This is a genomic window from Massilia sp. HP4, from assembly GCF_005222695.1.
Lineage (GTDB): Bacteria > Pseudomonadota > Gammaproteobacteria > Burkholderiales > Burkholderiaceae_D > Telluria.
The window spans coordinates 56,062-80,554 of the sequence record NZ_STGG01000003.1; the positions used below are offsets into that span (position 1 = coordinate 56,062).

A 24,493-nucleotide genomic window follows, 5' to 3' on the forward strand; every position below is an offset into this window, starting at 1 on the left:
CATGCGTACACCAGTTCAACGGACTCTCATCAGCCTGGCCGTGGCCAGCGCCTGCTGGAGCGTAGGGGCAGCCCACGCGCAGCAGACGCAGCCCGAGCCTGCCACCGCCGCCGAAACCACGGCAGACACCCAGGCCGCCGCCGACACCGCGCAGGCGACCGCGGCCCCGGCCGACGGCGCCGCCACCACCGTCGTGCGCATCTCGGGTTCGCGCATCGCCGCGCGCGGCTTCACCATGCCGACGCCGACCACCAGCCTCACCAGCGCCGACCTGGAAAAATCGGCCAAGCCGAACCTGTTCAATACCCTGGCCGAGCTGCCCGCCCTGCAGGGCAGCACCGGCCGCACCACCAGCACCAACAGCACCAGCAGCGGCATCCAGGGCCTGTCTTCGCTGAGCCTGCGCGGCCTGGGCACGATCCGGACCCTGACCCTGCTCGACGGCCAGCGCGTGGTCGGCGCCAACGTCACCGGCGTGACCGACGTCAGCCAGTTCCCGCAACTGCTGGTCAAGCGCGTCGACGTGGTGACCGGCGGCGCCTCGGCGTCCTACGGTTCGGACGCGGTGGGCGGCGTGGTCAACTTCGTCACCGATAAAAAATTCACCGGCTTCAAGGCCCACGTCCAGGGCGGCCAGACCAAGTACGACGACGACCGCGGCGGCAGCGTGCAGGCAGCCTGGGGCAAGTCCTTCCTGGACGACCGCTTCCACGTGACGGCCAGCGCCGAGTTCACGAAAGAAAACGGGATCGACTCGCCCGGCTTCGGCGGCAAGGGCCCGAACGGCCGCACCTGGTACCAGAACCCGGCCTATTCGGTGCGTCCGCTGAACCAGACCGGCGACGGCCTGCCGCAATACCGCGTGATCGAACAGGCGCAGCAATACCAGTACGCCAAGTACGGCCTGATCACCAGCGGCCCACTGCAAGGCACCGCCTTCGGGCCGGGCGGCGCGCCCTACCAGTTCCAGTACGGCTCGGGCGGCCAGCCGACCGGCACCGGCGCGGTCACCAACTGCGTCAATCCGTTCTGCATCGGCGGCGACTTGAGCGGCAGCGTCGGTTCGGGCACCAACCTGGCGATGAACTTCAAGCGCCAGGTGGCCTATACCCGCATGTCGTACGACCTGACCCCGGACCACCAGCTCTACTTCACCGCCAACTTCGGCAAGGTGGATTCGCGCTTCTCGCCCAATCCGGGCGCGGCCAAGAACGCCAACCTGAACATCCAGTGCTCGAACCCGTTCCTGCCCGCCTCGATCGTCGACGCATGCGCCCGCAACAACATCACGAGCTTCCAGTACGGCACCTCGAACGCGATCTTCCCCGAGAATATCGACGTCCAGCCGACCCGCACCCAGCGCCGCTTCGTGCTCGGCGCCGAAGGCAAGTTCGCCCTGTTCGGCAGGGACTGGGCGTACGACGCCTATGTGACCCACGGCGAGAACAAGACCAATCTCGACGCCCGCAACATGACGCTCAACACGCGCTACAACAATGCGATCGACGCGGTGCGCGCGCCCGACGGCCGCATCGTGTGCCGCAATCCGGTGGCGGCGGCATCGGGCTGCGTGCCGCTCAATATCATCGGCGACAACCCGATCGATCCGGCCGCCTGGGCCTATATCGCGCCCGAGAACGGTCCGCGCCAGCGCACCACGCAAAGCCAGGACGTCGGCAGCTTCAATATCAACGGCGAGCTGTTCGAAGGCTGGGCCGGCCCGATCTCGCTGGCGACGGGCGCCGAATACCGGCGTGAGAAATACCGCGTGCGCGGCGACGCCTACGGCAACGGCGTGATGGCGGACTCGCCGAACAACGCGATGTATCCGGCCGACCCGCTGCTCAACACCACGGTCGGCAACAACTGGTACGCCGGTAACTTCCACAACGGCGAAGGCAGCTATAACGTCCGCGAAGCCTATGTGGAGCTGAACATCCCGGTGCTCAAGTCCGAGACCTGGGGCGAGGCCAACCTCAACCTGGCCGACCGCGAGACCAAGTACAGCACCGCCGGCAGCGTCAACAGCTGGAAGATGGGCGCCACCTGGCAGACCCCGATCGATGGCCTGCGCCTGCGCGGCGTGACCTCGAAGGATGTGCGGGCACCGAACCTGTCGGAGCTGTTCGCGGCGCCGGTGGTGGTCAACAACGTGGTCCAGTACCAGGGCAATACCATCAGCGTCCAGGAGCGCACGGTCGGCAATACCGGCCTGCGGCCCGAAATCGCGCGCAACAACACCTTCGGCATCGTCCTGAGCCAGCCGAAGTGGGCGCCGGGCTTTTCGATCTCGGCCGACTATTTCGACATCGAAGTCAAGGGCGTGATCTCGGCGCTGACCATCCAGCAGGAAGTCGACCTGTGCGTGGCCGGCAACCAGGAAATCTGCCAGGCGATGGTGCTCAACAGCCCGGGCAACAACTACGTCACGGTGCAGAACTTCAACCTGGCTTCGCTCAAGGTCAAGGGCTTCGACCTCGAGACCGCTTATCGGACTGGCCTCGAGCGTTTGAACCTGCCTGGCCGGTTTACTTTCCGCGCGCTGGCCACCCGCAACCTGCACTACATCACCGAGTCGGGCGTGGTCGGCACGATCGCGGTGGATTCGGCTGGCTCGAACATGGGCAATACGCCGAAGTGGAAGGTGCTGGCGACGCAGACCTGGGAAAACGACAAGCTGAGCTTCACCTTGACCGAGCGCTGGTTCAGCGACGGCACCTATCGCAACGACTTCATCGAGTGCCAGACCAACTGCCCGGTGTCGACCCTGATCCACCCGACCATCTACAGCAACAAGATGAAGGGCGCGGCCTACCTCGACATCGGCGCCAGCTACAACATCTCGAAGCAGTTGCAGGCCTACTTCAAGGTCGACAACGTGACCGACCGCGCGCCTGAAGCGGCGCCGCAGACCAATGCCAGCTATGGCATCAACCCGGCGCTGTACGACGTGGTTGGACGCACCTACCGGGCCGGCCTGCGCTACGGCTTTTAAAGGAGGCCAGCCGTGTGGAACATCGTTTCCGTACTGCTGGCGGTCGGCCTGCTGACGCTGTTGATCGCCTGGGGCAAGGTCCAGCCCCTGCTGGCCTTCGTGGCGGCATCGATCGCGGCGGCCCTGCTGCTCGGGGTGCCGCCGTCGAAGATACCCGGCGCGATCGAGAAGGGCATCGGCGACCTGCTCGGCTCCCTGGTGGTGATCATCTGCCTGGGCGCCGTGTTCGGCAAGCTGATCGCCGACAGCGGGGCCGCGCGCCGCATCGCCACCTGCCTGGTCGACGCCCTGGGGCCGTCGCGCATCCCGGTGGCGCTGACCGTCACCGGCTTCGTGGTCGGCATTCCGCTGTACTACAACGTCGGCTTCGTGCTGCTGGTGCCGCTGATCTTCTCGCTCGTGTATAGCTCGGGACGGCCGGCGGTGGCGCTGGCGATCCCGCTGCTGGCCGGGCTGTCGATCGCGCACGGCTTCCTGCCGCCGCATCCGTCTCCGGTGGCGCTGGTATCGGCGATCCATGCCGACATGGGCACCACCCTGCTGTACGGGATCGTGGTGGCGATACCGACCCTGGTCATCGCCGGTCCCGTGTTCGCGATGTCGCTGCGCCGCATCCAGGCGCAGCCGGCCGCCATGTTCCAGGATGGCCGTGCGCTGCAAGAGGGCGAACTGCCCGGCGCTTTCAACAGCTTCGCCACCGCCCTGCTGCCGGTACTGCTGCTGGGAGCGACGACGGTGCTCATGATGGCGCGGCCCGACCTAAACGGCAGTGTGTCGTTTCTCGCCAATCCGCTGGTGGTGATGCTGGTGTCCTACCTGGTCGCGATCTACACGCTGGGCCTGGCGCAGGGGCGGCGCTTCTCGGCCGTGATGCAGGGACCGGCGGAGGCGATGCGCGAGATCGCGCCGATCCTCTTGATCATCGCCGGCGCCGGCGCGCTCAAGCAGGTGCTGGTGGAGTCGGGCGTCAGCGCCGATCTTGGCGCGCTGTTGTCCAGCCTTCCGGTGCCGCCGCTGGTGCTGGGCTGGTCGGTCGCCACCTTGATCCGCATCTGCCTGGGATCGGCCACGGTGGCCGGCGTGACGGCCGGCGGCATCGTGGCGCCGCTGGTGCACAGCTCGGGTGTCGACCCGAACCTGATGGTGCTGGCCATCGGTGCGGGAAGCCTGATGTGCAGCCACGTCAACGATTCCGGCTTCTGGATGTTCAAGGAATATTTTGGCTTGTCCCTGAAGGATACCTTCCGCTCCTGGACCCTGATGGAGACTTTGGTGGGCGTGTTCGGCCTGCTGTTCGTGATGCTCTTGTCGCTGTTTCTACAATAGCTGAGGAAAAGATCAATGATGACAACACTTACCGTATTTCCGCGCGCCTTGGCGCTGTCGCTCCTGCTGGCCGGCGCCGCGAACGCCGCATCCATCTCGGCCTACCAGCTCATGCCCGAAGACCCGCGCGCCGTCGTGGTGCGCGCCAAGGGCGACGGCCAGGCCGACGATACTGCCGCGATCCAGCAGGCGCTCGACGCAGCCGCCAACAAGGGCCAGGGCGGCATCGTATTCCTGCCCTCGGGCCGCTATCGCATCACCCGCTCGCTGCTGATTCCGCTGGCCGTGCGCCTGTACGGCGTCGGCCCGACCCGGCCCGTGTTCGTGCTGGCCGAGAACACGCCCGGCTTCCAGAAGGGTGTGGCGAATATGGTGATCTTCACCGGCGGCGACCAGTACAGCGTCGGCAAGGTGCCGATGCCGGTGCCGAGCGCGGTGCCGTTCAGCGCCGAAGAAGGAAAAGCCGTCCGCAATGCCAATTCGTCGACCTTCTATTCGGCGCTGTCGAACGTCGACTTCGAGATCAAGGACGGCAACCCGGCCGCCGCCGCGGTGCGCATGCACACGGCCCAGCACTCGAACCTGAGCCACATCGATTTCCATCTGGGGTCCGGCCTGGCCGGCGTCTACCAGGTCGGCAACGTGGCCTATAACCTGCGCTTCTACGGCGGCCGCTACGGCATCCTGAGCGAAAAGACTTCGCCCGCCTGGCAGTTCACGCTGATGGATTCCACCTTCGAGGGCCAGCGCGACGCGGCGATCCGCGAGCATGAAGCCAGCCTCACCATGATCAATACCGAGATCAAGAATACGCCGGTCGGGGTCGAGATCAACCGCGGCTATGGCGACTGGTTGTGGGGCAAGGACGTGCGCTTCGAGAACGTCAGCAAGGCCGCACTCATCGTCAGCAACGAAGACAATGTCTATACCCAGGTCGGCATGGAAAACGCCATCGCGCGCAATGTGCCGACCTTTGTCCGCTTCCGCGACAGCGGCAAGACGCTGGCCGGCAAGGGCCGCGACTACACCGTCAGCGAATTCAACTACGGCCTGTTCATCAAGCAGATGGGCGAGCCGGGCACCTTCTCGACCAACTACAAGACGGCGGCCCTGTCGTCGTCGACCCAGGCGCCGCACCGCGCCCTGCGTCCGCTACCGGCCGCGAAGGAGTGGGCCAATGTGCACAGCTACGGCGCCAGGGGCGACGGCAAGACCGACGACACGGCGGCGATCCAGAAGGCGATCGACAGCAGCCGCGTGGTCTACCTGCCGCTGGGCTTCTACGTCGTCAACGACACCATCCGCATGCGGCCGGACACCGTGATCATCGCCCTGCACCCGGGCCTGACCCAGCTCCTGATCCCGAACGGTTCGCCCAAGTTCCAGGGTGTCGACAGCCCCAAGGCCTTGCTGGAAAGCGCGCGCGGCGGCGAAGGCATCGTGTCGGGCATCGGCCTGGCCACCGGCGAGATCAACAACCGCGCGGTGGCGCTGCTGTGGCGCGCGGGTGAACATTCGCTGGTGGACGACGTGCGCATCCAGGGCGGCCATGGCACGCGCCTGTATGACGGCCGCCGCGCCGACCCATACCAGAAGGATGCCAAGTTCGACACCACCGCCCACTGGGACCGCCAGTATCCGAGCGTGTGGGTGACCGACGGCGGCGGCGGCACCTTCTCGGGCATCTGGTCGCCCAGCGGCTATGCCCAAGCCGGCTTCTACGTGAGCAATACCAAGACCCCAGGTAAAGTCTACGAGTTGTCGGCCGAACACCATATCCGCGCCGAGATCGTGCTGGACAATGTGGAGAACTGGGAATTCCTGGCGCCGCAGACCGAAGAGGAAATCCGCGACGGCGCCGATGCGGTCTCGCTCGAGATCCGCAACTCGAAGAACCTGCTGTTCGCGAACTACCACGGCTACCGCGTGACGCGTTCCTATAAACCGATGCCGGCCGCGATCCTGATCACCAATTCGAGCGACATCCGCTTCCGCAATGTGCACGTGAACGGCGAGAGCGGCTTTGCCACCTGCGACGACAACGGCTGCACCACCTATCTGCGCGCCAGCAAGTTCGCCTACGAGAACGCGATCCGCGACGTCTCCAACAAGCTCGAGGTGCGCGAGCGCGAGTTCGCCGTGTTCGACTACACCGGCAAGCAGCGCAAGGCGCCGGCGCCGCTGGGCAAGGTCGACAAGCTCGAAGGCGGCTTTTATTCGATCGCCGGCGCCGCCGTCGACGCCAAGGGCAAGCTGTACTTCGTCGACCGCCACTGGAAGCGCATCTACAGCTACAGCAAGGACGAGGGCCTGGTCGTGGTGCGCGACGCCCCGCTCGATCCGGTCAACCTGGCGATCGACAATAGCGGCAACTTGATGGTGATCTCGAACTACGGCCCGCAGGCTAGCGTGTATGCCTTCAAGCCAGGCACGCCGGGCACCGAGATCACGATGATCAAGCCGACGCCTGTCCCTTCCACCGCGCGCCAGGGCGCCCGTGTCGCGGTGCCGGTCAACTTCTGGCAGAACGGCGAATTCAAGGACCAGCTCAACTACGACACCTTCGAATTCACGACCTTGGCCGAGATGTTCGCACGCGACGTCGCCCTGCCGAAGAAAGAAGAGTACGTGTCGCCAGACGGCACCCTGGTGCTGCCCGCCTACCGCGTGCTGCGCCAGGGCGCGGCCGACCACCTGGGCTGGCGCTGGGCCGATTCGCTGCAGGCGCACGGCTTCGTCACCGCGCCGGTCGGCCAGCGCGTGGTGTTCACCAACGGCTCCGAGAACCGCACCTTCAGCGGCACCGTCAACCAGGGCGGCGGCATCACCGACCTCAAGCTGCTGGCCAACCGCGGCGGCGAGAGCGCGGCGGTAGGCCCGGACGGCAACGTGTATGTGGCCAACGGCCAGGTCTTCATCTATGGCAAGGACGGCAAACAGAAGGGCCGCATCGACGTGCCCGAACGCCCGCTGCAGCTGATCTTCGGCGGTGCTGACAAGCGCACCTTGTTCATCCTGACCCATCATTCGCTGTATTCGACCCGGGTCGACTGACGATGCGCGCGATTCTCATCCTGTGCGCCGCGCTGCTGCTGAGCGTCAGCGCGCTGGCGCAACAGCAGCCGGCGCCGCCCGTGATCCAGCTCTGGCCTGATGGCGCGCCCGGCTCCCAGGGCCGCCACAAGGAGCCAGAGACGGTCAAGGATGGCGTCTACTTCAGCAATGTGCACGCGCCCTCGCTGACCGTGGCGCAGGCCGACCGGCGCCACGCCAATGGCGCCGCCGTAATCGTCGTCCCTGGCGGCGGCCACCGCATGCTGGTGTTCCAGAACGAAGGCATGGTGGCGGCGAAGACCTTGAACCGGATCGGCGTCACCGCCTTCGTACTCAAGTACAGGCTGGCGCGCGATGGCGACTCCGGCTACAGCATCGAGGGCGATGCCGCCGCCGACCTGCGGCGCGCGGTGCGCTGGGTGCGCGCCAATGCGGCGCGCCATGGCGTCGATCCCGAACGCATTGGCGTGATGGGCTTTTCGGCCGGCGGCGAACTGGCGGCGCTGGTGGCAAATCATCCGGCACCACCAATCGCTGGCGATGCGCTGGACCGCCAGTCGGCCCGGCCCGACTTCCAGGTGCTGGTGTATCCTGGACCGCTTGGCACCCCGGCCACCGATGCGGCGCACGCCCCGCCGGCCTTCCTGGTCGCCGGCTCGCGCGACGCCTGCTGCATGCCGCCCACGATTACCTTGTACCAGCAACTGGTGGCGGCCGGCGTCTCGGCCGAACTGCACCTGTACGCCGACACCGACCACGCCTTCAATATGGGCCAGCGCGGCGAGCGCGTCTCGCTGCAGCACTGGCCCGACCGGCTGGCCGATTGGTTATCCGACGGCGGCTGGCTGGTGCCGCGCAACGGACGCAAGCCGGAAGGCGTCCCCGCACCATGACAATAACAGGAGACACGATGAAGCAAATGACCCGATCCATGGCACTCGGCGTGGCCTTGATGGCGATCGCCGCACCGGACAGCCTGGCCGAAGACCAGTTCAAGCTGCTGGTGCTGGCCACGCCCGGCAAGTACCACTACGAATACATCCCGATCGCGCGCGACAATCTGGAGCGCCTGGCCAAGCTGCACTCCTTCGGCCTTACCTACACCAACAAGACGCAGGTGTTCGAGGGTGACCTGAAGCAGTACGCGGCGGTGATGTTCCTGAACACGCCGGGCGAAGAACTGAACCCGGCGCAGCGCGCGAAGTTCGAAGACTATATGCGCGGCGGCGGCAATGCCGTCGTGGTGCACCGCGCGGCGATCGCCAAGCCCAACGACTGGATCTGGTTCGAGAAGATGGTGGGCCGCACGGTGGGCCTGCATCCCAAGCTGCAGACCGGGGTGGTGACCGTCGTCGATCAGGACTTCCCCGCCACCTTCGGCCTGCCCGCGCGTTGGGTCTGGAGCGACGAGTTCTATACCTTCACCAATCCCTACAACGTCAAGATCAATCCGGTACTGAACGTGGACGAGTCGAGCTACGACCCGACCCTGATCTGGCCGGGACAGACGGTAAAGGGGATGGGCAAGGACCATCCGATCGCCTGGCACCACCAGCACGAGAAGGGCCGCGTGTTCGTCACGACGCTGGGACACAACGGCGAGATGTACCGCGATCCGCAGTATCTCGGGCATCTGCTGGGCGGGATTTACTGGGCGGCGACCGGGCGCGGAGAGCAGCGCTGATCAGTCCTTCGTCAGGCGCCGCCACCCCAGCACCAGCCCGCTGAAGGTCAGGGCAAAGCCCAGCAGGCACAGCACGATCACGACCACGTCCCACAGCGGCCGGGTGCGCAGGTAGGCGAAGTCGAGCTGGTGCAGGCCGTTGAACAGCCAGCGGTCCCACCGTTTGTCGCGGTCGACGTAGCCGGCCAGGCGGCCCTGGGCCGGGTCGATATAGAACACCGGCGCTTTGGGCAGGTCGAAACGCACGCGCAGGACCGGGAAGGTCGCCTCCCGGTGATGGCTGTAGTAGTAGTCGTCAGGCTCGGTCAGCAATTCCACCTGCAGCCGGGCGCCGGGCCGGATTGCCTGGGCGGCCCCGTCCAGCGTGAGCATGCCGACGCGGGCGCCATCGTGCGCATCGACCAGCGTACGTCCCCCGCGCCCCAGTGCGCTCAGGTACAGCTTGCCGCCCACGCGGCGCCACTCCAGTTCCAGGGTGCCGGGATGCGCGCGCAGCAGCGGCGCCGGGGCCAAAGCCAGGTCATGTGATTCAAACGCGCCGCCCGCGAATGCCAGCCGGTCCTGTGCAGTGATGCCGCCGCCGGATGGGAAGCCGAACGGGCCGACCGATAGCCAGCCGCTGAACAGCCAGGTGATGACCAGCACGCCGATGCCGAGGCCCAGCCAGTGGTGCCATGCCTGCCAGCCGGCATACGGCGACATCCTGCCGCCCGCGTAGCGCCGCCCCTTGCGCACACGCAGGCGCAGGATGCTGATCACCATGCCGGTCAGCGCCAGCAGCAGGGCCACGCCGGACGTCCACATCACGGCCTGGCGCCAGGCCTCGCTGTGCTTGCGCAGCGGCGTCACGTAGATCCAATGGATGACCGAACCGACCCAGTTCCAGGCGCGCTCGCTGCGCGTCGTGTCGCGCACCAGTTCCCCGGTGCGGCCAGAGACGTACAGCACGCTGCCGGCAGCATCGTCGGCCGCGACGCGGTACAGGGGCCGGTGCACGCGCACGGCGCCGAAGGTCCACTGGTCCAGGTCGATGGTGTCGATCGCCAGCGAGCGTGCCGCGGGCGCTGCGCCGCGCGCGCTGCTCGAGACGATCAGGTGATTCACTTCGAGCGGCGTTCCACTGTCGGCCCACACCGAATGCCAGCTGCGTTCGTGCTGGAAGTGCCAGGCCGGGCGTCCCGCCACGGTATTCAGGCGCACCGCATCCGGCATGCCAGGCAGCGCGGTCGTCGCCCAGGCGGCGCCGGCCTGGATCCGGACATGCCCCGGATCGAGCGGCGCCAGCCAGCCCATGCGCTCCTGCTCGGTCAGCTCCGGATAGGGCACGTACATCATGACGATGCCCGAACCGAACCACAGCAGCACCAGCAGGCCGATGACGATGCCCAGCCAGCGGTGCCACAGGTACAGCTGGCGCTTCCAGGAACCCATCGATCAGTAACGCCAATGGACGGTCAGTTCGGCGTGGCGTTCGGCGCCCAGCAGGTATTGCGACGCGCCATACGAGGTGATCGCGTACAGCTTGTCGGTCAGGTTGCGCAGGTTGAGCTGCAGCTGCACATTGCGGCGCAGGGTCCAGCCGATCGAGGCGTCCAGCGTGGTGTAGGCCGGCAGCGTCTGCATGTTGGCATTGCTGATGAAGCGTTCGCCCACGTAGCGCAGGCCGGCGCCCGTGCGCCAGTCGCCGGCGCGGTGCGTCAGCCACAGGTTGGCCGACGTCTTCGGCACGTCGGCCGGACGGTTGCCGGCGCGCGAGATATTGCCCGCCTCGATCAGCTGGTCGAACTCGGCGTCGGTGTAGGCCACGTTCGCATCCATGCGCCAGCCAGGGGCCAGGCTCACGCTGGCGCTCACTTCCGCGCCTTGCGAGGTCTGCGAACCGCCCTGGATCGATATTGCCGGGTTGTTCGGGTCGCGCGTGATGATGTCGTCCTTCTTGATCCGGTACAGCGCGGCGGTCCATTCGGCGCGGCCGCCGGCCAGCATCTGCTTGATACCCGCCTCGACCTGGCGTGCATCGGTCAACTTGAACTTGCTGTTGGCCAGGGTCATCGACAGGATGCTGGTCAGCGGATCGCTGCCGGTGCTGACCTGGCCATACAGTGAGGTATCCGGCGCCAGCTTCCAGCTTGCGCCGACGCGAACCGAATTGGAACGCAGCGTCGTCTGGAAGTGGCCGCTGTCGGCCAGCAAGTTACGACGGTCGACCTTGTAGCGGTCGTGGCGCGCGCCGGCCGTCAGCAGCAGGCGCTCGTTCACGCGCCAGGCATCTTCCAGGTAGAAGGCGTGGGTCGTGGTGTCGGTCGCGAAGTTCGGGCGGAACGGATCCGGGGTGTCCCAGAAGCTGCCCGGATCGAATCCGGTCGGCGCCACGGTCGACGAGCCGCCATAGGGCGAGTTATTGGTGTGCTTGAAGTCGATGGTCGACGCTTCCCATCCAGCTACGACCTGGTTGGCGCCGGCTTTCCAGCGCGCCTCCAGGCGATTTGCGGTCTGCTCCTGGTCGTGGCGGATGCCGATATAGTCGCCGCGGTCGACGACATGACGTACCGGGTCGTAGGCATACGATTCGATATTGCGCCAGTCGCGGCGCGACTTGAAGTAAGCCAGTTCATTGCTGATGTCCAGGTTCGGAGAAACCTGCCAGTTCAGGCGCGCGACAGCCTTGTCGTCCACGAAGCGCAGCACGGCGTCGCCGGCGTTGTAGTTCCCGTCGCGCAGGTGGTCGGCCAGGCCGCCATTCACCAGCGGCGTGCCGAAATAGCGGATCGGCTCCTGTTCTGCGTGGTCGAGCTGGGCGTACAGGGCCACGCCGGGCGCCAGCGTGGTCGTCATGCTGGTCAGGATCTTGCCGTGGCGGGACTCGCCGCGGTCGATGAAGCCGTCGCTGCGGCCGGCGTAGGCGTCGACGCGGAAGGCGCCCTGCTCGCCCAGCGCGCCGGTGGCGCCGATGCCGGCGCGCAGCGCCTCACCACCACCGATGCCACCCAGGATCTCGAGCGACGATTCGCGGCGCGGCGCCTTGCGCACGGCGTTGATGATGGCGCCCGTCGTGCCGCTGCCATGGACCACCGATCCGGGGCCGCGCAGCACTTCGATCGTCTCGTAGCCCCAGGGATCGGCCGGATAGGTCGCGGTCGTGGAACCGACCAGCAGGCGCTGGCCGTTTTCCAGGATCGCGATCGAATTATTGCCGTTGAAGCCGCGCGCCGAATAGCTGATGCCGCTGCCGGGCGAGCTGCTGTCGGTCAGGCCCGTGGTGCGGGTGACGGCATCCTTGACCTGCAGGTCGCCGCGCGCGGCGATGGTGGCGGCGCTCAGGCTCTCGGCGCTGGCCGGCAACTCGAGCGCGCTGATGTCGAGGCGGCTGCCGGTGGCGTTCGGACGGTCGAGCGCCAGGCCTTCGTCCAGCGCGGCGCCGTGAATGGTGACGGTGGGGAGGTCTTGCGCGCCGGCGCCGGCGGCGCACAGCAGGGCGATGGCCGCGGTCAGCGGACGCAGTGGGGTCATGGCTTTCATTGTTTGCTTTTGGCTGGTGCAGGTTCGATCAGCATCAGCTGGCCGGTCTTGGGATCGCGGAACACCTCGCCGACGCGGTCGTAGCCGCTGCCGTCCTGGGTCACGCCGCTGGCGGGACGCTCGATCTGGCGGCCCTTTTCCACCGGCTGCGGGGTTTTCAGGGCGCCTTGCGCGCCGGCGATGGCGGCGATCAGTCCGCAGGCAAACACCAGCATCACGTCGACCAGGTTGACCAGGCTGGCGCGCGGGTCTTCGTCGCCCTGGTCGAAGCGGGCGTCGAGGTGGCGGTACAGGCGCAGCCTGCCACGCCCCGGTTTGGATATATTCATGCCAGCGGCTCCATTGCGTCCAGCGTCTCTTCGTACCAGCGGCGGCGCAGCTTGCCGATCACCAGGCCGCCGATGCCGGCCACCAGGCCCAGCACGGTGGCGTCGAAGGCCACCGTCACGGCGCTGGCCAGCTTGGCCGGATCGCCTTCGCCCAGCGCGGCCAGGCCCGGTCCGAGCGGGATGATGGTCGCCATCAGGCCCAGCATCGGCGGAATGCGCGCCAGCAGGTCGGCGCGCTCCAGGCGATGGCGCGCAATGCGCTGCACCGCCTCGACGTCGCCGCTATCGCGCAGCCTGGCCAGGCCGTGGAAGCGCTCGCCGACGGCGATGCCGGATTCGACCAGCGCGATCGCGCAGCCGGCCAGCAGCGCTACCAGCGATGGCGCGAGCAGCCAGCTGACGGCGTCGTGCAGCCAGGCGTAAGAGAGGGTTTCGATCATGGATGACTCCTTGCAGGTTGAGGGATGTGCCGGCCGCGCCACAGGCCGAGCGAGAACAGAACGAGGCAGGTAGCCAGGATGGCCAGCACCTGCACGATGCGCAGCGCGGCGGGCGGCGCGGGTTCGGCTTGCTGCTTCAATTCGTAGACGCGCATCGGCTCGGGCGGCCGCGCAGGCGGCGCCGGTTCGGCCGCTTCACCAGCTTCCTGCGCTGCCGCCTGCTGCGCCGGGGCTGCCTGCCCGGCGCCGGCAGGAAGAGACGCGGCCACCGCTGGCAGCAGCTCGCCACGTGCCTTGGCCAAGGTCACGCCAAGCTTTTGCGCATCCGCGCCATCCAGTTGCGGCGCGAGCCAGCCCCACATCGGGTGGTCGGGCGTCGTGTGGCCGCTGCCCGGCAAGCCGTTGGCCGACACCAGGCGCGCCAGTTCTCCACCCATCCGGCGTATCGTCTCGGGATCGGTCTTCCAGTAGCCCTTCTCGGCCGCCACCATGAACACCGCCAGCATGTGGGCCTTCACGTGCGCGTTATGGCGCTGGCCCAAAAATTCAGGCAGGCCGAGCTTGTGCCGGTCGTCGAAGTAGACGGCTTTGACTTCATCCCAGGCCCAGTTCTTGACCAGGTCGGGACGGGTCACCTGCCAGCCCCACAGGTTCTCGATGAATTCCTGGCCCATGGTGCGCGCGCCGGAATAGCCGTTGTCCATCAGGGGCCGCAGCCAGGCTGGGTTCAGGAAGCGTCCGCGCAGCTCGCCCAGCAGGGCCGTCGCCAGCGGTTCGACATCGGCCTGGCCGGGCCGCGAGTGCTGCAGGATCAGCGCATCCGGTACGCGTCCGGTGCGGGTTTCGACCGCCAGCGACAGGCCGCCCAGGTAGTCGAAGGCGTCGTTGTTGTCGAGCAGGCCATACAGGTTGCTGGCGCGGCCGTGGTAGGTGCGGTGGATGCCGTCCAGCGCCACGTCGAAGGCGCGGTGGCGCGATTCGCCTTCGGCATCCAGGCCGTAGGCATGGCCCATGCGGTTGCGATAGGCTCGGCCGATTTCCTCGCGCTCGCGCCAGGCGCCGGAACGCTCGGTCAGGCGATTCACGCCGGCGCCATAGGCACCCGGCGCATCGCCGAACACGCGCAGTGCGGCGGCGTGCCCCGCCTCGGCGGCCGGCATGCCGCCAAGCGCCAGTGCGCGCTGGCGCTTCAGCCATTCGCGTGCGACACGGTTGTCGGTCGCCGTCTCTTTGCCCCACGCTGCGCCTTCGATCGGCGCCAGCGCCGCTTGCAGCGCCTCACGCAAGGACGGGTCTTGCTCGACCAGCGTCTGCGCCGATGCCGCCAGCGCCAGCCGGCCGGCGCGGTCGATCAGGCGGATCAGGTTCGGATACAGGTCGCGGAACAGGCCGGACGTGGTTACGACCGCATCGCGCCGGACGGCGCCGGGCGTGAGCTTCACGTCCGTGACGATGCCGCGCGCATTCCACACCGGCTCGGCGCCCATCATGGCCAGCGCGAAGCCGACCATCACACCTTCGTCGCGCACCGCGTCCGAGGCCCACAGGATGATGCCTTCGCTACCCTCGCCTACCTTGTCGCGATCGAAGGCCTTGCCCGCCATCTGCTGGCCCAGGCCATAGCCCAGGCGGGTCGGCAGGATGTCGCCGTCGACCGCATGGAAGTTGCGGCCCGTGGGCAGCGCCTCGGGCGAGCGCAGCGGATCGTTGCCCTTGCCCGGCTCGATGTAGCGGCCATCCAGGCCGGCCAGCAGGGCCGCCATCTCGCGCCGCGGCGAGTCGCGCAGCTTGTGCGCGATGTCGGGATCGTCGATGCCGCTCTTCTTCATCGAATCGAGCATCAGGTCGAGCGATTCGCGGCTCCATGGCCGGCCGAACACGTGCAGGCCGTGCGGCATGAATTTTTCCTGCAGCTTGGTCAAATAATGGCCGATCTCGTGCGCCAGCAAGTCGTCGTCGGCCGCGTCGAAACCGATGCCGCGCACTTCCAGCACATCGGACATCGACGCTTCCAGTTCAGCCCGCAGGTTCAGGGCCACGACCCGCTCGCGCATCAGCTGCGCGGCCTGGGTCTTGAGCGATTCGGACGACGCGGCCTCGAAACTCTCGACGATCTGGCGCAGCGACAGCAGCTCGTCGTACAGCGGCGTGGTGGCCAACGGCGGCGTCAGGTGGTCGACGATGATGGCCAGGCCGCGGCGCTTGGCCTGCGTGCCCTCGCCGACGCCGTCCACGATGTACGGGTAGATGCCCGGCAGGTCGCTCGCGACCAGGCTAGGGTAGTCATCGCTCGACAGGCCCACGGCCTTGCCCGGCATGAATTCATAGGTCGAGTGGCGGCCCACGTGCACCACGGCGTCGGCCTTGAAGCGGTCGCGGATCCAGTGATAGAAGCCCAGGAACTGGTGCGGCGGCGTGATGCTGGTATTCGCATGCAGCAGTTCCTCGTCCACTTCCCAGCCGCGCGGTGGCTGCGGACCGATGAACACATTGCCGAACACCAGGCCCGGCACCAGCAGCTTGCCGCTGTCGACCATCACCTTGCCCGGCGCCGCCCCCCAGCCGCGCATGCCTTCGATGCCGTAGCCGATCAGGCGCCGGTAAAGAGGAGCAAGCGACTGGCAGGGCCGCGGCTTGCTCTCGTCGAGGCAAGCCCGGTAGCCGTCTTCGAGCGCATGCAGGTCGCGCGTGGCTTGTTCGCGCTGCGGATGATCGACGCCCTCGACCAGGTGCAGCAATTCCTCGATCACGGTCTCGGCCTGCTTGCGGCCCAGTGCGCGCTCGCCCGCCTTTTCGGCGGACAGCACGTCGGCATGCAGGCGGCCCAGCAGGCCATCCTGCATCTCGCCGCGCACGCGCGGCGACAGGGTCGCGAACCAGCGCGCGTAATCCTCGGCCTCGATGCCGTTGACGGTGCCGGCCATCTCGCGCAGGGCGGCGCGATCTTCCGGCAGGTTGACGCCGCGCGCCATGATCATGTCGAGCAGCGCCTCGGGAGATGCAGGCAGGTCGCCGACCGTGTAGCCGGCCGCCTTCAGTGCATGCAGCATGCCGAACAGCGAATCCGGCACGTTCAGGTTGTCGGCGCCGATGTTCTGGCGGCCGGGCGGATGGTTGTAGTAGACCATCGCGATTCTTTTGTCGGCATTCGGCTTGGCGCGCAGCGCCAGCCAGCGCGCCACGCGGCCACCGAGGCGGTCGACTTCGGCCGGCAGCACCACGGGCGGACGGTTTTCGATGCCGGTCTGGCGGTCGCGCTGGGCCTCGCCCAGGGCCGCCACCACCATCGGCTGGCCGATGCCCTGCAGCTCGGGCAGGGCGACGCGGTACTGGACCGAATCCGGCGGCAGGCCGTCGGGCGACAACTGCCACTGCATCGCGGTGCGGTCCGACAGGCGGATCGCCTTGAACACCGGTATGTCCAAACGTTTAAAGGCCTCCCCTACCGCTTCGCGGCCTTCAGCGGCGCCGACCACGAAGTCCTGCAGCACCACCAGCGCGGCCGGTTTGGCCGGCGCGACCAGCTCGGGCAAGCGCTCGAGGGCTTCGCGCGAGGCCCCGCCCCAGCGCGTCAGCAGTTGCACGCAGGGCTGGCCCAGTTGTTCGATGCGGCGGCACAGCGCGGCCGGCACCACGCCATCCATATTCGCCAGGTCGAGCACGACCACGGCCGGACGATCGCCCAATCCCAGTCTGGATGCATTGCCCCAGGCCGCGGCGTCCTGCAGCTCGCGCTGTCCGGCGCGCAGGCGCAGGGTCGGCTCGGACTGCGGCGCGCCCAGGGGCGTGGCCGGGTCGAGCAGGTGCCGCATCAGCGCCGTGGTGTTGTCCACGCCGCCCGCCTGCCACACGCGGCGGGCGGCCAGCCAGTGGCGCGCGGCAGGATCGGCCTCGGCCGCCTGCAGCGCGGCCGGCGGCGGCGCCTCGCTCGCCAGCTGGCGCAGCAGATCGGGCGAGAAGCCGGCCAGGCTGCCGTGCCGCGAGCGGGTCATGAGGTTCAGGGTCGCCTCGCCGTTCAGGGCCAGCACGGTGGCGCGCGGCCTGGCGTGGCTGGCCAGTGCATCCTTCATGCGGCGCGCCGGGTCGCCGAACAGCGACACCGCCAGGATGGTGTCGGCGCCGGCGATCCACTGTCCCACCTCGCGCTCGCTGGCGGCCATCAGCTGGGCCGGGGTGCGCAGCAGGATGCGGTCTTGCGGGTGGCTGGCCAGGTGGCGGTGGGCGGCCTCGATGGCGCCCGGCGCGGCGCGCTCGGTGACCACGGCGAGCAGGGTGGCAGCGCTGGCGGAGACGCCGGCCAATGCCCAGGCGAGCGCCAGCGCAACGCCGATGCGGACAAGGAGAAGCATGTTCATGTGAACGTCGACCTTTTAGCTGCGTGCCTGGGCACGCCTGACAACCGGCAGCCGCCATCCTTCCACCATGAACAGGGACGCGTACGCGTACGCCACGGCAGCGGCGCTTGCACGAGCAAGGAAAGAAGGAACAGCGAACAACCAACAGGCACGTCCTCACCCCGGGACGCGCGTATGCATCGTGAATGGCCGGTCTTCTGGCTCGCCGTCTTCCTTCCCCGGTCCTGCCTTCCCGTGCACGGGGCACAGTGGCGTTCAACCGGGGTCGTCAGGCTTACAGCAGCGGGGGCTGCGCCGGACTGGCGCGCGATGGTTATCGCGCACGTCACCGGCTTCCCGTTTCACCTCCCTGCAGACGAGCAGGAAGGCACCATTCACTTGATTGGGCGCGATTCTACCGCCAAGTATGTACCGTTGTCACCGCATTATTTCCCGCCGAGGTGCTGGCATCTCCATCCAACCTCCATGTAAATGTCACCGGATTGCCATCCGCTGCGGTCACAATGCCGGGTTTGAACAGCTTCACCGCACCAGACCCCATGACCTGCGTTTCGCCACCGGCGCCGCCCTCCCCGCCCGTCTCGGGCATCGCCCCCGGCTCGCCCTGGAAGCTGCGCTACGGCCTGGTCTTCGCCGGCCAGTCGCTGTCGCTGCTGGGCTCCGCGCTGACCCAGTTCGTGCTGCTGTGGTGGATCACCGATACCACCGGCGACATCTCGGCGCTGGCGACGGCCGGCATCGCGGCCCTGCTGCCGCAGGCGGTCCTGAGCCCGCTCGGCGGCACCCTGGCCGACCGCTACAGCCGGCGGCTGCTCATGATGTGCGCCGACCTGGTAAGCGCGCTGTGCATGGTGGTGCTGATCGCGCTGTTCCTCACCGACCGCATCGCGCTATGGCAGGTCTACACGATGCTGGCGGTCCGCAGCGCGATGCAGGCTTTCCAGGCGCCCGCGGCCGGCGCCAGCGTGGCGATGCTGGTGCCGCCCGGATTTTTGCCGCGTGCCGTGGGCCTGAGCCAGACGGTGCAGGCCCTGATGACGGTCGCGGCGGCGCCGCTCGGCGCGCTCGCGATCAGCATCCTGCCGATGGGCTGGGCGCTGGGCATCGACGTCGGCACGGCCCTGTTGGGCATCGTGCCGCTGCTGCTGTTTCGCATCCCGCAGCCGCGCGTGGCTGTAGAGGACCGGCAAGGCCTGTGGCGCGAGTTTCGCACCGGCCTGGCGGTGGTCACGTCCAGCCCGGGCCTGCTGCGCCTGTACCTGCTGCTCGGCGCGGTGGTGCTGGTGATCATGCCGGCCTTCACCCTGGTGCCGCTGCTGGTCAAGGAATACTTCGGCGGCGGCGCGCCGCAGGTCGGTTTCATGGAAGCGATGGCCGGAGTCGGCATGATCGCCGGCGGCATGTTCGTGACGGCGCTCGCGCCGCGCCACGGCATGCCGTGGGTGCTGGCGGGCTTCGCCGCCTCGTGCGCGATGCTGGCCCTGACGGCACTGGTGCCGCCCACGCTGTTCGGCGTGGCGGTGTTCTGGTGGGGCCTGAGCGGCGCCGCCTTCATCGCCGGGAATACGCCGCTCACGACCCTGCTGCAATCGACGATCCCGAACCACCTGCAGGGCCGGGTGCTGTCGCTGCTGAACATGGTCATGGCACTGGCGGCGCCGGTCGGGCTGGCGCTGGCGACGCCGCTCGGCGAGGCGATCGGCGTACGCTGGCTGTTCGTGGCGATCGGCGTGGCCGGCACGCTCGTCAGCCTGAGCGGCTTCCTGTCGCCGGCGCTGCGCAACCTGGATCGGCCCGAAAAATAAGCCGCATGGGTTTATTGATGGGAAGGATTTATACTGACAGCCTTTCGCCGTCCTTTCCTTCGAACGCCGCGCCATGCCGCCCCATAACGCACCATTACCCGCCATCGATCCCGCCAATATGCCGCTGCTGCGCACCGTCGGCTCGAACCAGGTCGGCATGCGCGAATTTAACGAGCGGGTCGTGCTGCAGGCGATCCGCGCCCACGGCAGCCTGCCCAAGGCGGAGGTCGCGCGCCTGACCAAGCTCAGTACGCAAACAGCGTCGGTGATCATCAACCGCCTGCTGGACGAGAAGCTGGTGGTCAAGCGCGACTCGGTGCGCGGCAAGGTCGGCCAGCCGTCGCAGCCGATCGCCCTGAACCCGGAAGGCGCGTTCTCGATCGGCATCCAGATCGGCCGGCGCGCGCTGGACGTGGTGCTGCTCGACTTTACCGGTGCGCTGCGCTGGCAATCGTCGACGCCGTACGCCAGCCCGGAGGTCGAACACGTGTTCACCACCATCGACGCCCGGCTGCGCGAGGTGGACGCGTTTCTCGGCCCCGAACTGGCGCCGCGCCTGACCGGCATCGGCCTGGCGGCGCCGCTCACGCTGGGCACCTGGCACGGCCTGGAAAGCCTGTTGCCGGCCGATGCCGAGGCCTGGCGCCGGGTCGATATGCGCCCCCGTTTGCAGGCCATGACGCAGCTGCGCGTCGACTTCGCCAAGGACACGATCGCGGCCTGCGTGGCCGAGCTGGTGGCCGGGCGCGGACGCACGCTGAAAAGCTATCTGTACGTGTTCGTCGACACGCTGGTCGGCGGCGGCCTGGTGATCGACGGCGAGCCGCACAGCGGCCAGTTCGGCAACGCCGGTGCGATCGGCTCGATGCCGCTTGGCCTGGCGGGAACCGAAGAACGCGGCGCCGCACCGCAGCTGCTCGGCGCGGCCTCGCTGGTGCGGCTCGAAGAGATGCATGCCCAGGCCGGCCTGGCGCCGCTGGCGTTCAGCGACGAGCGCCTGCTGTCAGGGCCGTGGGAAGCCGTGACCCTGCAATGGATCGACGAGGCGGCCAATGCGATCACCTTCGGCGTGACCGGCGCGGCCTGCCTGCTCGACCTCGATGGCGTGATCGTCGACGGCGCAGTCAGCCGGCCGCTGCTCGAGCGGCTCATCGCGGCGATGCGGGAGCAGATGACGCGCTACAGCTGGCAGGGCACCGAGCGGCCGCTGGTCATGGCGGGGACGATCGGGATGACGGCCAAGGTCATCGGCGCGGCCTATTTGCCGCTGCACGCCAACTTCGCGCCGGCGCATGGCTTGTTCCTGAAGGCGGCGCGGCGCTAGTCCCGGATCGGTGCTCGCCATCGTATTCGGTGTTTCCTGGACAGCTAGACCACGGCAGCGCTGAACGACTCGGGCCGCCGTGCCAGCAGTTGCGACAGCCGTTGAAGCCCCGCCTGCAAGCGTCCACGATCCTTGATGCTGCCCAGGGAGATCCGGATGGCATTCACGGTTTCGCTGCCGGTTGCGAATGCCTCCGCCGGCGTGACGGCGATGCCCTCGCTGTCGGCTGCGCGCGCAAGCTGCGAGGAGTTCCAGTACGCCGGCAACTCGAGCCAGACATGCAGGCCGTCGCCAAAGCCGCTGTAGCGCCCCGCCAGGATATCCCGCGCCATCCGGTGACGCAGGCGCGCCTCGTTGCGTACGCCTTCCATCAATCGGTTTGCCGAACCGTCGAGGATCCATTGGGTGGCCAGCGCGGCCGTCAGCGGAGCGACCATCAGCGCAAACGATCGTAGCGCGGCCAGGAAGCGTTCGCGCTCGTGCGGGTCGCGTATGAGTACGAAGGCGACACGCAAGCCGGGCGTCAGGCATTTCGACAGGGTCGAGGTGTAGACCACCTGTTCCGGGGCGAACGTGGCAATGGGCGGTGGCGGGGCGTCGGCAAGGAGCCAGTAGGGATCGTCCTCGACGATGCGTACATTGCAGCGCTTCGCGATGCTGGCGAGCTCCTTGCGCCGGCGTTCCGGCATGGTGCTGGCGGTCGGATTCTGCAAGGTCGGATTGAGGTAGACCAGCCGGGGCTTGTGCTGGCGGCACGCTTGCTCGAACCTCTCGGGCACCATCCCGTGCCTGTCCGCGTCCACCGCAACGATGCGCCGGCCGAATTGGGTCGCCGCGGCGCGCAGGCCGGGATAACTCGTCGGCTCGGCCAGGATGATGTCGCCAGGCTCCGTGAATGCGAGAATCGATGCGGCGATCGCCGCTTGCGCACCCGGACAGACCACCACCTGTCGGGGATCCAGGTGGCCGAACATCGGTTCGAGCCACCTGGCGCCAGCCTTGCGGTCGGAATCGCTTCCCCCGCCCAGGTGGTAGGCCATCAGCAATTCATTATCTGCCCGCATCAGCACCTGGGACAAACCCTGTTTCAGCATATCGTCGAAGTCCACGCCTTCAGGTGGCGGTGGGGTATTCATGCTCAGGTCGAGGATCGAAGTCAATTCGACTTTCGGCGCCGCGACATACGTGCCCCGGGCGCCGCGGCCCTCCAGCAGGTGACGGCGCCGGGCTTCGTCGTAGGCACGCGTGACCGTCGTCAGGTCGACGTCCAGCTGCGCGGCCAACTGGCGCTGCGGGGGGAGACGGTCACCCGGTTTCAGCGATCCGTCCACCACCGCCGCCTGCAAGGCATCCGCAATCTGCAAGAACCGCGGCCCGCCGTGCACGGCCAGGCGCGGCGACCAGCTTGGCAAGCCGTCATCTTGTATGGTTTTCAACTGGGACATTTTGTCTCAATGTATGGAAATTGCTTTTAAGTAGAATGCCTCAAAGTATGCTGCGACACCATCCTTGCATGGCAGTCGCTGGCGTTTCTCCTCTCTCATCTGCAAATGAAGCTGCGGAAAGCAGCGTTGAGGTAGTGCTCCTCAGTTTCACCTCATAGCCCGGAAAATACTCATGGAATGGATCCCGATAGTCTTCGTCACGTTCAAGGCGCTCGTGTTAGGCGTGGGCATGTTCTACGCCATCAAGTGGCATTACGACCAGGGAAAAAAGAACCCGGACAAGGCGAAGGAGCAGCGCGCGGTGCTGCGCGCGGGCGGCAAGATCGCCTTGCTCTTCGTGCTGTTGCTCCTGGTTCTGGGGTTTGTCACGTTCTACCTTGCCACGATGCTCGGCCTGGACTTGAACTTCTCCTGACTGGAAAGCCTGGCCGACTGTCTGTCCGGACAAGAAAAAAGCCCGTTCTTCTCTCGAGGAACGGGCTTTTAGCAACAACAAGCAGCTTTGTTGTTAGAACGGAATATCGTCGTCCATATCCGAGAAGTTCGGCGCCGGTTTCGGCTGTGGACGCGCGGCCGGGGCCGGTGGTGCCTGGCGTGGCGCCGGACGCTGCGGAGCCGAGTAATCGTCGTCCATGCCGCCGCCCATGCCACCACCCATGCTGTCGCCGCCGCCCATGCCCTGGCGGCCGCCCAGCATCTGCATGTTCTCGGCGATGATGTCGGTCGCGTAGCGCTCGATGCCATCCTTGTCGGTGTACTTGCGGGTCTGCAAGCGGCCTTCAACGTAGACCGACGAACCCTTCTTGAGGTACTGGCCAACGATTTCAGCCAGGCGGCCGAAGAAGGAAATACGGTGCCACTCGGTCAGCTCTTTCTGCTCGCCGGTGTTGCGGTCTTTCGATTTATACGAGGTAGCGACCGCGATGTTCGCGATGGCGTCGCCGCTCGGCATGTAGCGGATTTCTGGATCGCGGCCGAGGTTGCCGACGATGATGACCTTGTTAACTGATGCCATGATAATTCCTTGGTAATGTGGTGAGCCCTGACTCTGCACTTGACTAAGCGTCGGGGAACGATGTGCTGCAGCCCGATATTATGCCTGTTCAGCAGGATTTATTCGCGGTTTTTCACGCATCGAAACGCGATAAATCGTGGCCGGTGACCTGCCTCAATTGGGCACGATATCAGGTCTGGGGCCCATGCACGGCTTCGTAAGCCTTGCGGCTTTCCATCAACCTGGCAATGCTTGCCAGCGCCGCATCCTCATCCTCGGTCATGTCTTGCAAGAACTCTGCATTATTGTCGCGGATCCAGGCCAGCGGCATGTCCCACCACGCGAGTTCGACCAGCGCGGCGCGCACCTTTTCTGGAAAACGGTGGCGGACCAGGCGTGCCGGAGAACCGGCATAGATGCCATACGGCTCGGAACGGAAGTTCGGCGGCAGGACGGAACGGGCGCCGATCACGCAGCCGTTCTCGATAATGCTTCCACCAAGCACCATCACCTCGTCGCCGATCCACACATCGTTCTTGATGACGGTATCGGCAAACTGCGGCGGCGGGACATTGCGCAAACCCATGCCATGGACCGAGAACATGCAGGTCGAAATAGTCCTCATGTCGTGCTGGCCGTTCAACAGGAAGCGCAGGCGCAGGCCGCCGGCGACGAACCGCCCCACGGCCAGGTTCTGGTGTCCCGCGTCATACTTGGCGATGGAACCGACGCCGAATCCCGAGCAGCGCCCGATATAGCAGTGACCATGGGCGGCCTCCTGGTCAAGCCAGTCACGGAAAAATCCGTGAGGAATGCTGCTGAAGCCCCCGCTTGCATACGACATGACGACGAATTGCGCCGCCCATGGATGGTCCGGCACTTCGCCGCTGAAGTCGTCTTCGGTGTAAATCTGCATCGCCAACATCCTCGCCTAAAGAAGTGAATTGTAACCTGAGGCAACATCATCCCGACTCTACCACGTCAAGAATGACGCCATGGATCATCGCGCCGGGCAACGCCATTTATTTTCGGATCCTGAACGATTTGCCATTGAAGCGCCTGGTGAGATGCCCACATAGCTCGGACGCTATTGTCCTGATGCTGAAGTTTCAGGAAGCTTGCTTTTCAAGCATCGCTGTACGCCAACCACTGGATAGATGTACAGCCGAAACAAAAACGCGCTACACTTACGGGTTCTCCCCGATTGGCCCGCTTACTGCGCT

General features: G+C 66.8%; 16 protein-coding genes and 1 riboswitch. Of the genes, 8 read left to right on the plus strand and 8 right to left on the minus strand.

Going from position 1 to position 24,493, the window contains the following annotated elements:
- Position 1 precedes the first annotated feature (1 nt).
- The 5 genes from E8M83_RS00800 to E8M83_RS00820 are packed head-to-tail and all read left to right on the plus strand — an operon-like array spanning position 2 to position 9,059.
- On the plus strand, positions 2–2,995 hold the full coding sequence (locus tag E8M83_RS00800) for a TonB-dependent siderophore receptor (protein ID WP_137171496.1): 2,994 nt from the start codon (positions 2–4) through the stop codon (positions 2,993–2,995).
- A 12-nt stretch (positions 2,996–3,007) separates the two neighbouring features.
- Positions 3,008–4,321: a gluconate:H+ symporter gene (locus E8M83_RS00805; protein ID WP_137171497.1), complete on the plus strand. Its 1,314-nt coding sequence runs from the start codon at positions 3,008–3,010 to the stop codon at positions 4,319–4,321.
- Positions 4,322–4,336: 15 nt separating this feature from the next.
- On the plus strand, positions 4,337–7,375 hold the full coding sequence (locus E8M83_RS00810) for a glycosyl hydrolase family 28-related protein (protein ID WP_206077405.1): 3,039 nt from the start codon (positions 4,337–4,339) through the stop codon (positions 7,373–7,375).
- A gap of 2 nt (positions 7,376–7,377) precedes the next feature.
- Positions 7,378–8,268 (plus strand): alpha/beta hydrolase, encoded by an 891-nt coding sequence (locus E8M83_RS00815; RefSeq protein ID WP_137171498.1) that lies wholly within the window; start codon positions 7,378–7,380, stop codon positions 8,266–8,268.
- 26 nt (positions 8,269–8,294) lie between these two features.
- Entirely contained in the window at positions 8,295–9,059 is a 765-nt protein-coding gene (locus E8M83_RS00820) for a ThuA domain-containing protein (protein WP_229491371.1), read from the plus strand.
- Here the strand turns inward: E8M83_RS00820 and E8M83_RS00825 are convergent, their stop codons facing one another.
- From E8M83_RS00825 to E8M83_RS00845, 5 genes are read right to left on the minus strand one after another with little or no spacing between them, the layout of a single operon-like run.
- A complete protein-coding gene (locus tag E8M83_RS00825) occupies positions 9,060–10,490 on the minus strand; it encodes a PepSY domain-containing protein (RefSeq protein ID WP_137171500.1) in 1,431 nt (476 codons plus the stop codon).
- Positions 10,491–10,493: 3 nt separating this feature from the next.
- The gene (locus E8M83_RS00830) at positions 10,494–12,569 is read right to left on the minus strand and encodes a TonB-dependent siderophore receptor (RefSeq protein ID WP_170976644.1); all 2,076 of its coding nucleotides are present in this window, start codon (positions 12,567–12,569) and stop codon (positions 10,494–10,496) included.
- Positions 12,570–12,574: 5 nt separating this feature from the next.
- Positions 12,575–12,907 (minus strand): hypothetical protein, encoded by a 333-nt coding sequence (locus E8M83_RS00835; RefSeq protein ID WP_137171502.1) that lies wholly within the window; start codon positions 12,905–12,907, stop codon positions 12,575–12,577.
- Entirely contained in the window at positions 12,904–13,347 is a 444-nt protein-coding gene (locus E8M83_RS00840) for a MotA/TolQ/ExbB proton channel family protein (protein WP_137171503.1), read from the minus strand. The genes E8M83_RS00835 and E8M83_RS00840 overlap by 4 nt, the downstream gene beginning before the upstream one ends.
- Positions 13,344–17,702, minus strand: coding sequence for a cobaltochelatase subunit CobN (locus tag E8M83_RS00845; RefSeq protein WP_137171504.1), 4,359 nt, complete (start codon positions 17,700–17,702; stop codon positions 13,344–13,346). Before E8M83_RS00845 ends, E8M83_RS00840 begins: the two co-directional genes overlap by 4 nt.
- A gap of 169 nt (positions 17,703–17,871) precedes the next feature.
- A riboswitch (cobalamin riboswitch) is annotated at positions 17,872–18,092 on the minus strand.
- A 149-nt stretch (positions 18,093–18,241) separates the two neighbouring features.
- Between E8M83_RS00845 and E8M83_RS00850 the strand changes: the two genes are divergently transcribed.
- Together E8M83_RS00850 and E8M83_RS00855 are read left to right on the plus strand one after the other, a co-directional pair.
- Positions 18,242–19,507, plus strand: a complete 1,266-nt coding sequence (locus tag E8M83_RS00850) for an MFS transporter (RefSeq protein WP_137171505.1) — start codon at positions 18,242–18,244, stop codon at positions 19,505–19,507.
- 73 nt (positions 19,508–19,580) lie between these two features.
- Positions 19,581–20,831 (plus strand): ROK family transcriptional regulator, encoded by a 1,251-nt coding sequence (locus E8M83_RS00855; protein WP_137171506.1) that lies wholly within the window; start codon positions 19,581–19,583, stop codon positions 20,829–20,831.
- Positions 20,832–20,875: 44 nt separating this feature from the next.
- Here E8M83_RS00855 and E8M83_RS00860 read toward each other — a convergent pair whose 3' ends face one another.
- On the minus strand, positions 20,876–22,276 hold the full coding sequence (locus E8M83_RS00860) for a PLP-dependent aminotransferase family protein (RefSeq protein WP_170976645.1): 1,401 nt from the start codon (positions 22,274–22,276) through the stop codon (positions 20,876–20,878).
- Positions 22,277–22,448: 172 nt separating this feature from the next.
- Here E8M83_RS00860 and E8M83_RS00865 point away from each other — a divergent pair, with 172 nt between their 5' ends.
- The gene (locus tag E8M83_RS00865; RefSeq protein WP_137171507.1) at positions 22,449–22,691 is read left to right on the plus strand and encodes a hypothetical protein; all 243 of its coding nucleotides are present in this window, start codon (positions 22,449–22,451) and stop codon (positions 22,689–22,691) included.
- A gap of 93 nt (positions 22,692–22,784) precedes the next feature.
- On the opposite strand, the gene ssb is transcribed toward E8M83_RS00865, so the two are convergent.
- Together ssb and E8M83_RS00875 are read right to left on the minus strand one after the other, a co-directional pair.
- Positions 22,785–23,291 (minus strand): single-stranded DNA-binding protein, encoded by a 507-nt coding sequence (ssb, locus tag E8M83_RS00870; protein ID WP_137171508.1) that lies wholly within the window; start codon positions 23,289–23,291, stop codon positions 22,785–22,787.
- 169 nt (positions 23,292–23,460) lie between these two features.
- A complete protein-coding gene (locus E8M83_RS00875; protein ID WP_137171509.1) occupies positions 23,461–24,186 on the minus strand; it encodes an acetyltransferase in 726 nt (241 codons plus the stop codon).
- Positions 24,187–24,493: the final 307 nt, after the last annotated feature.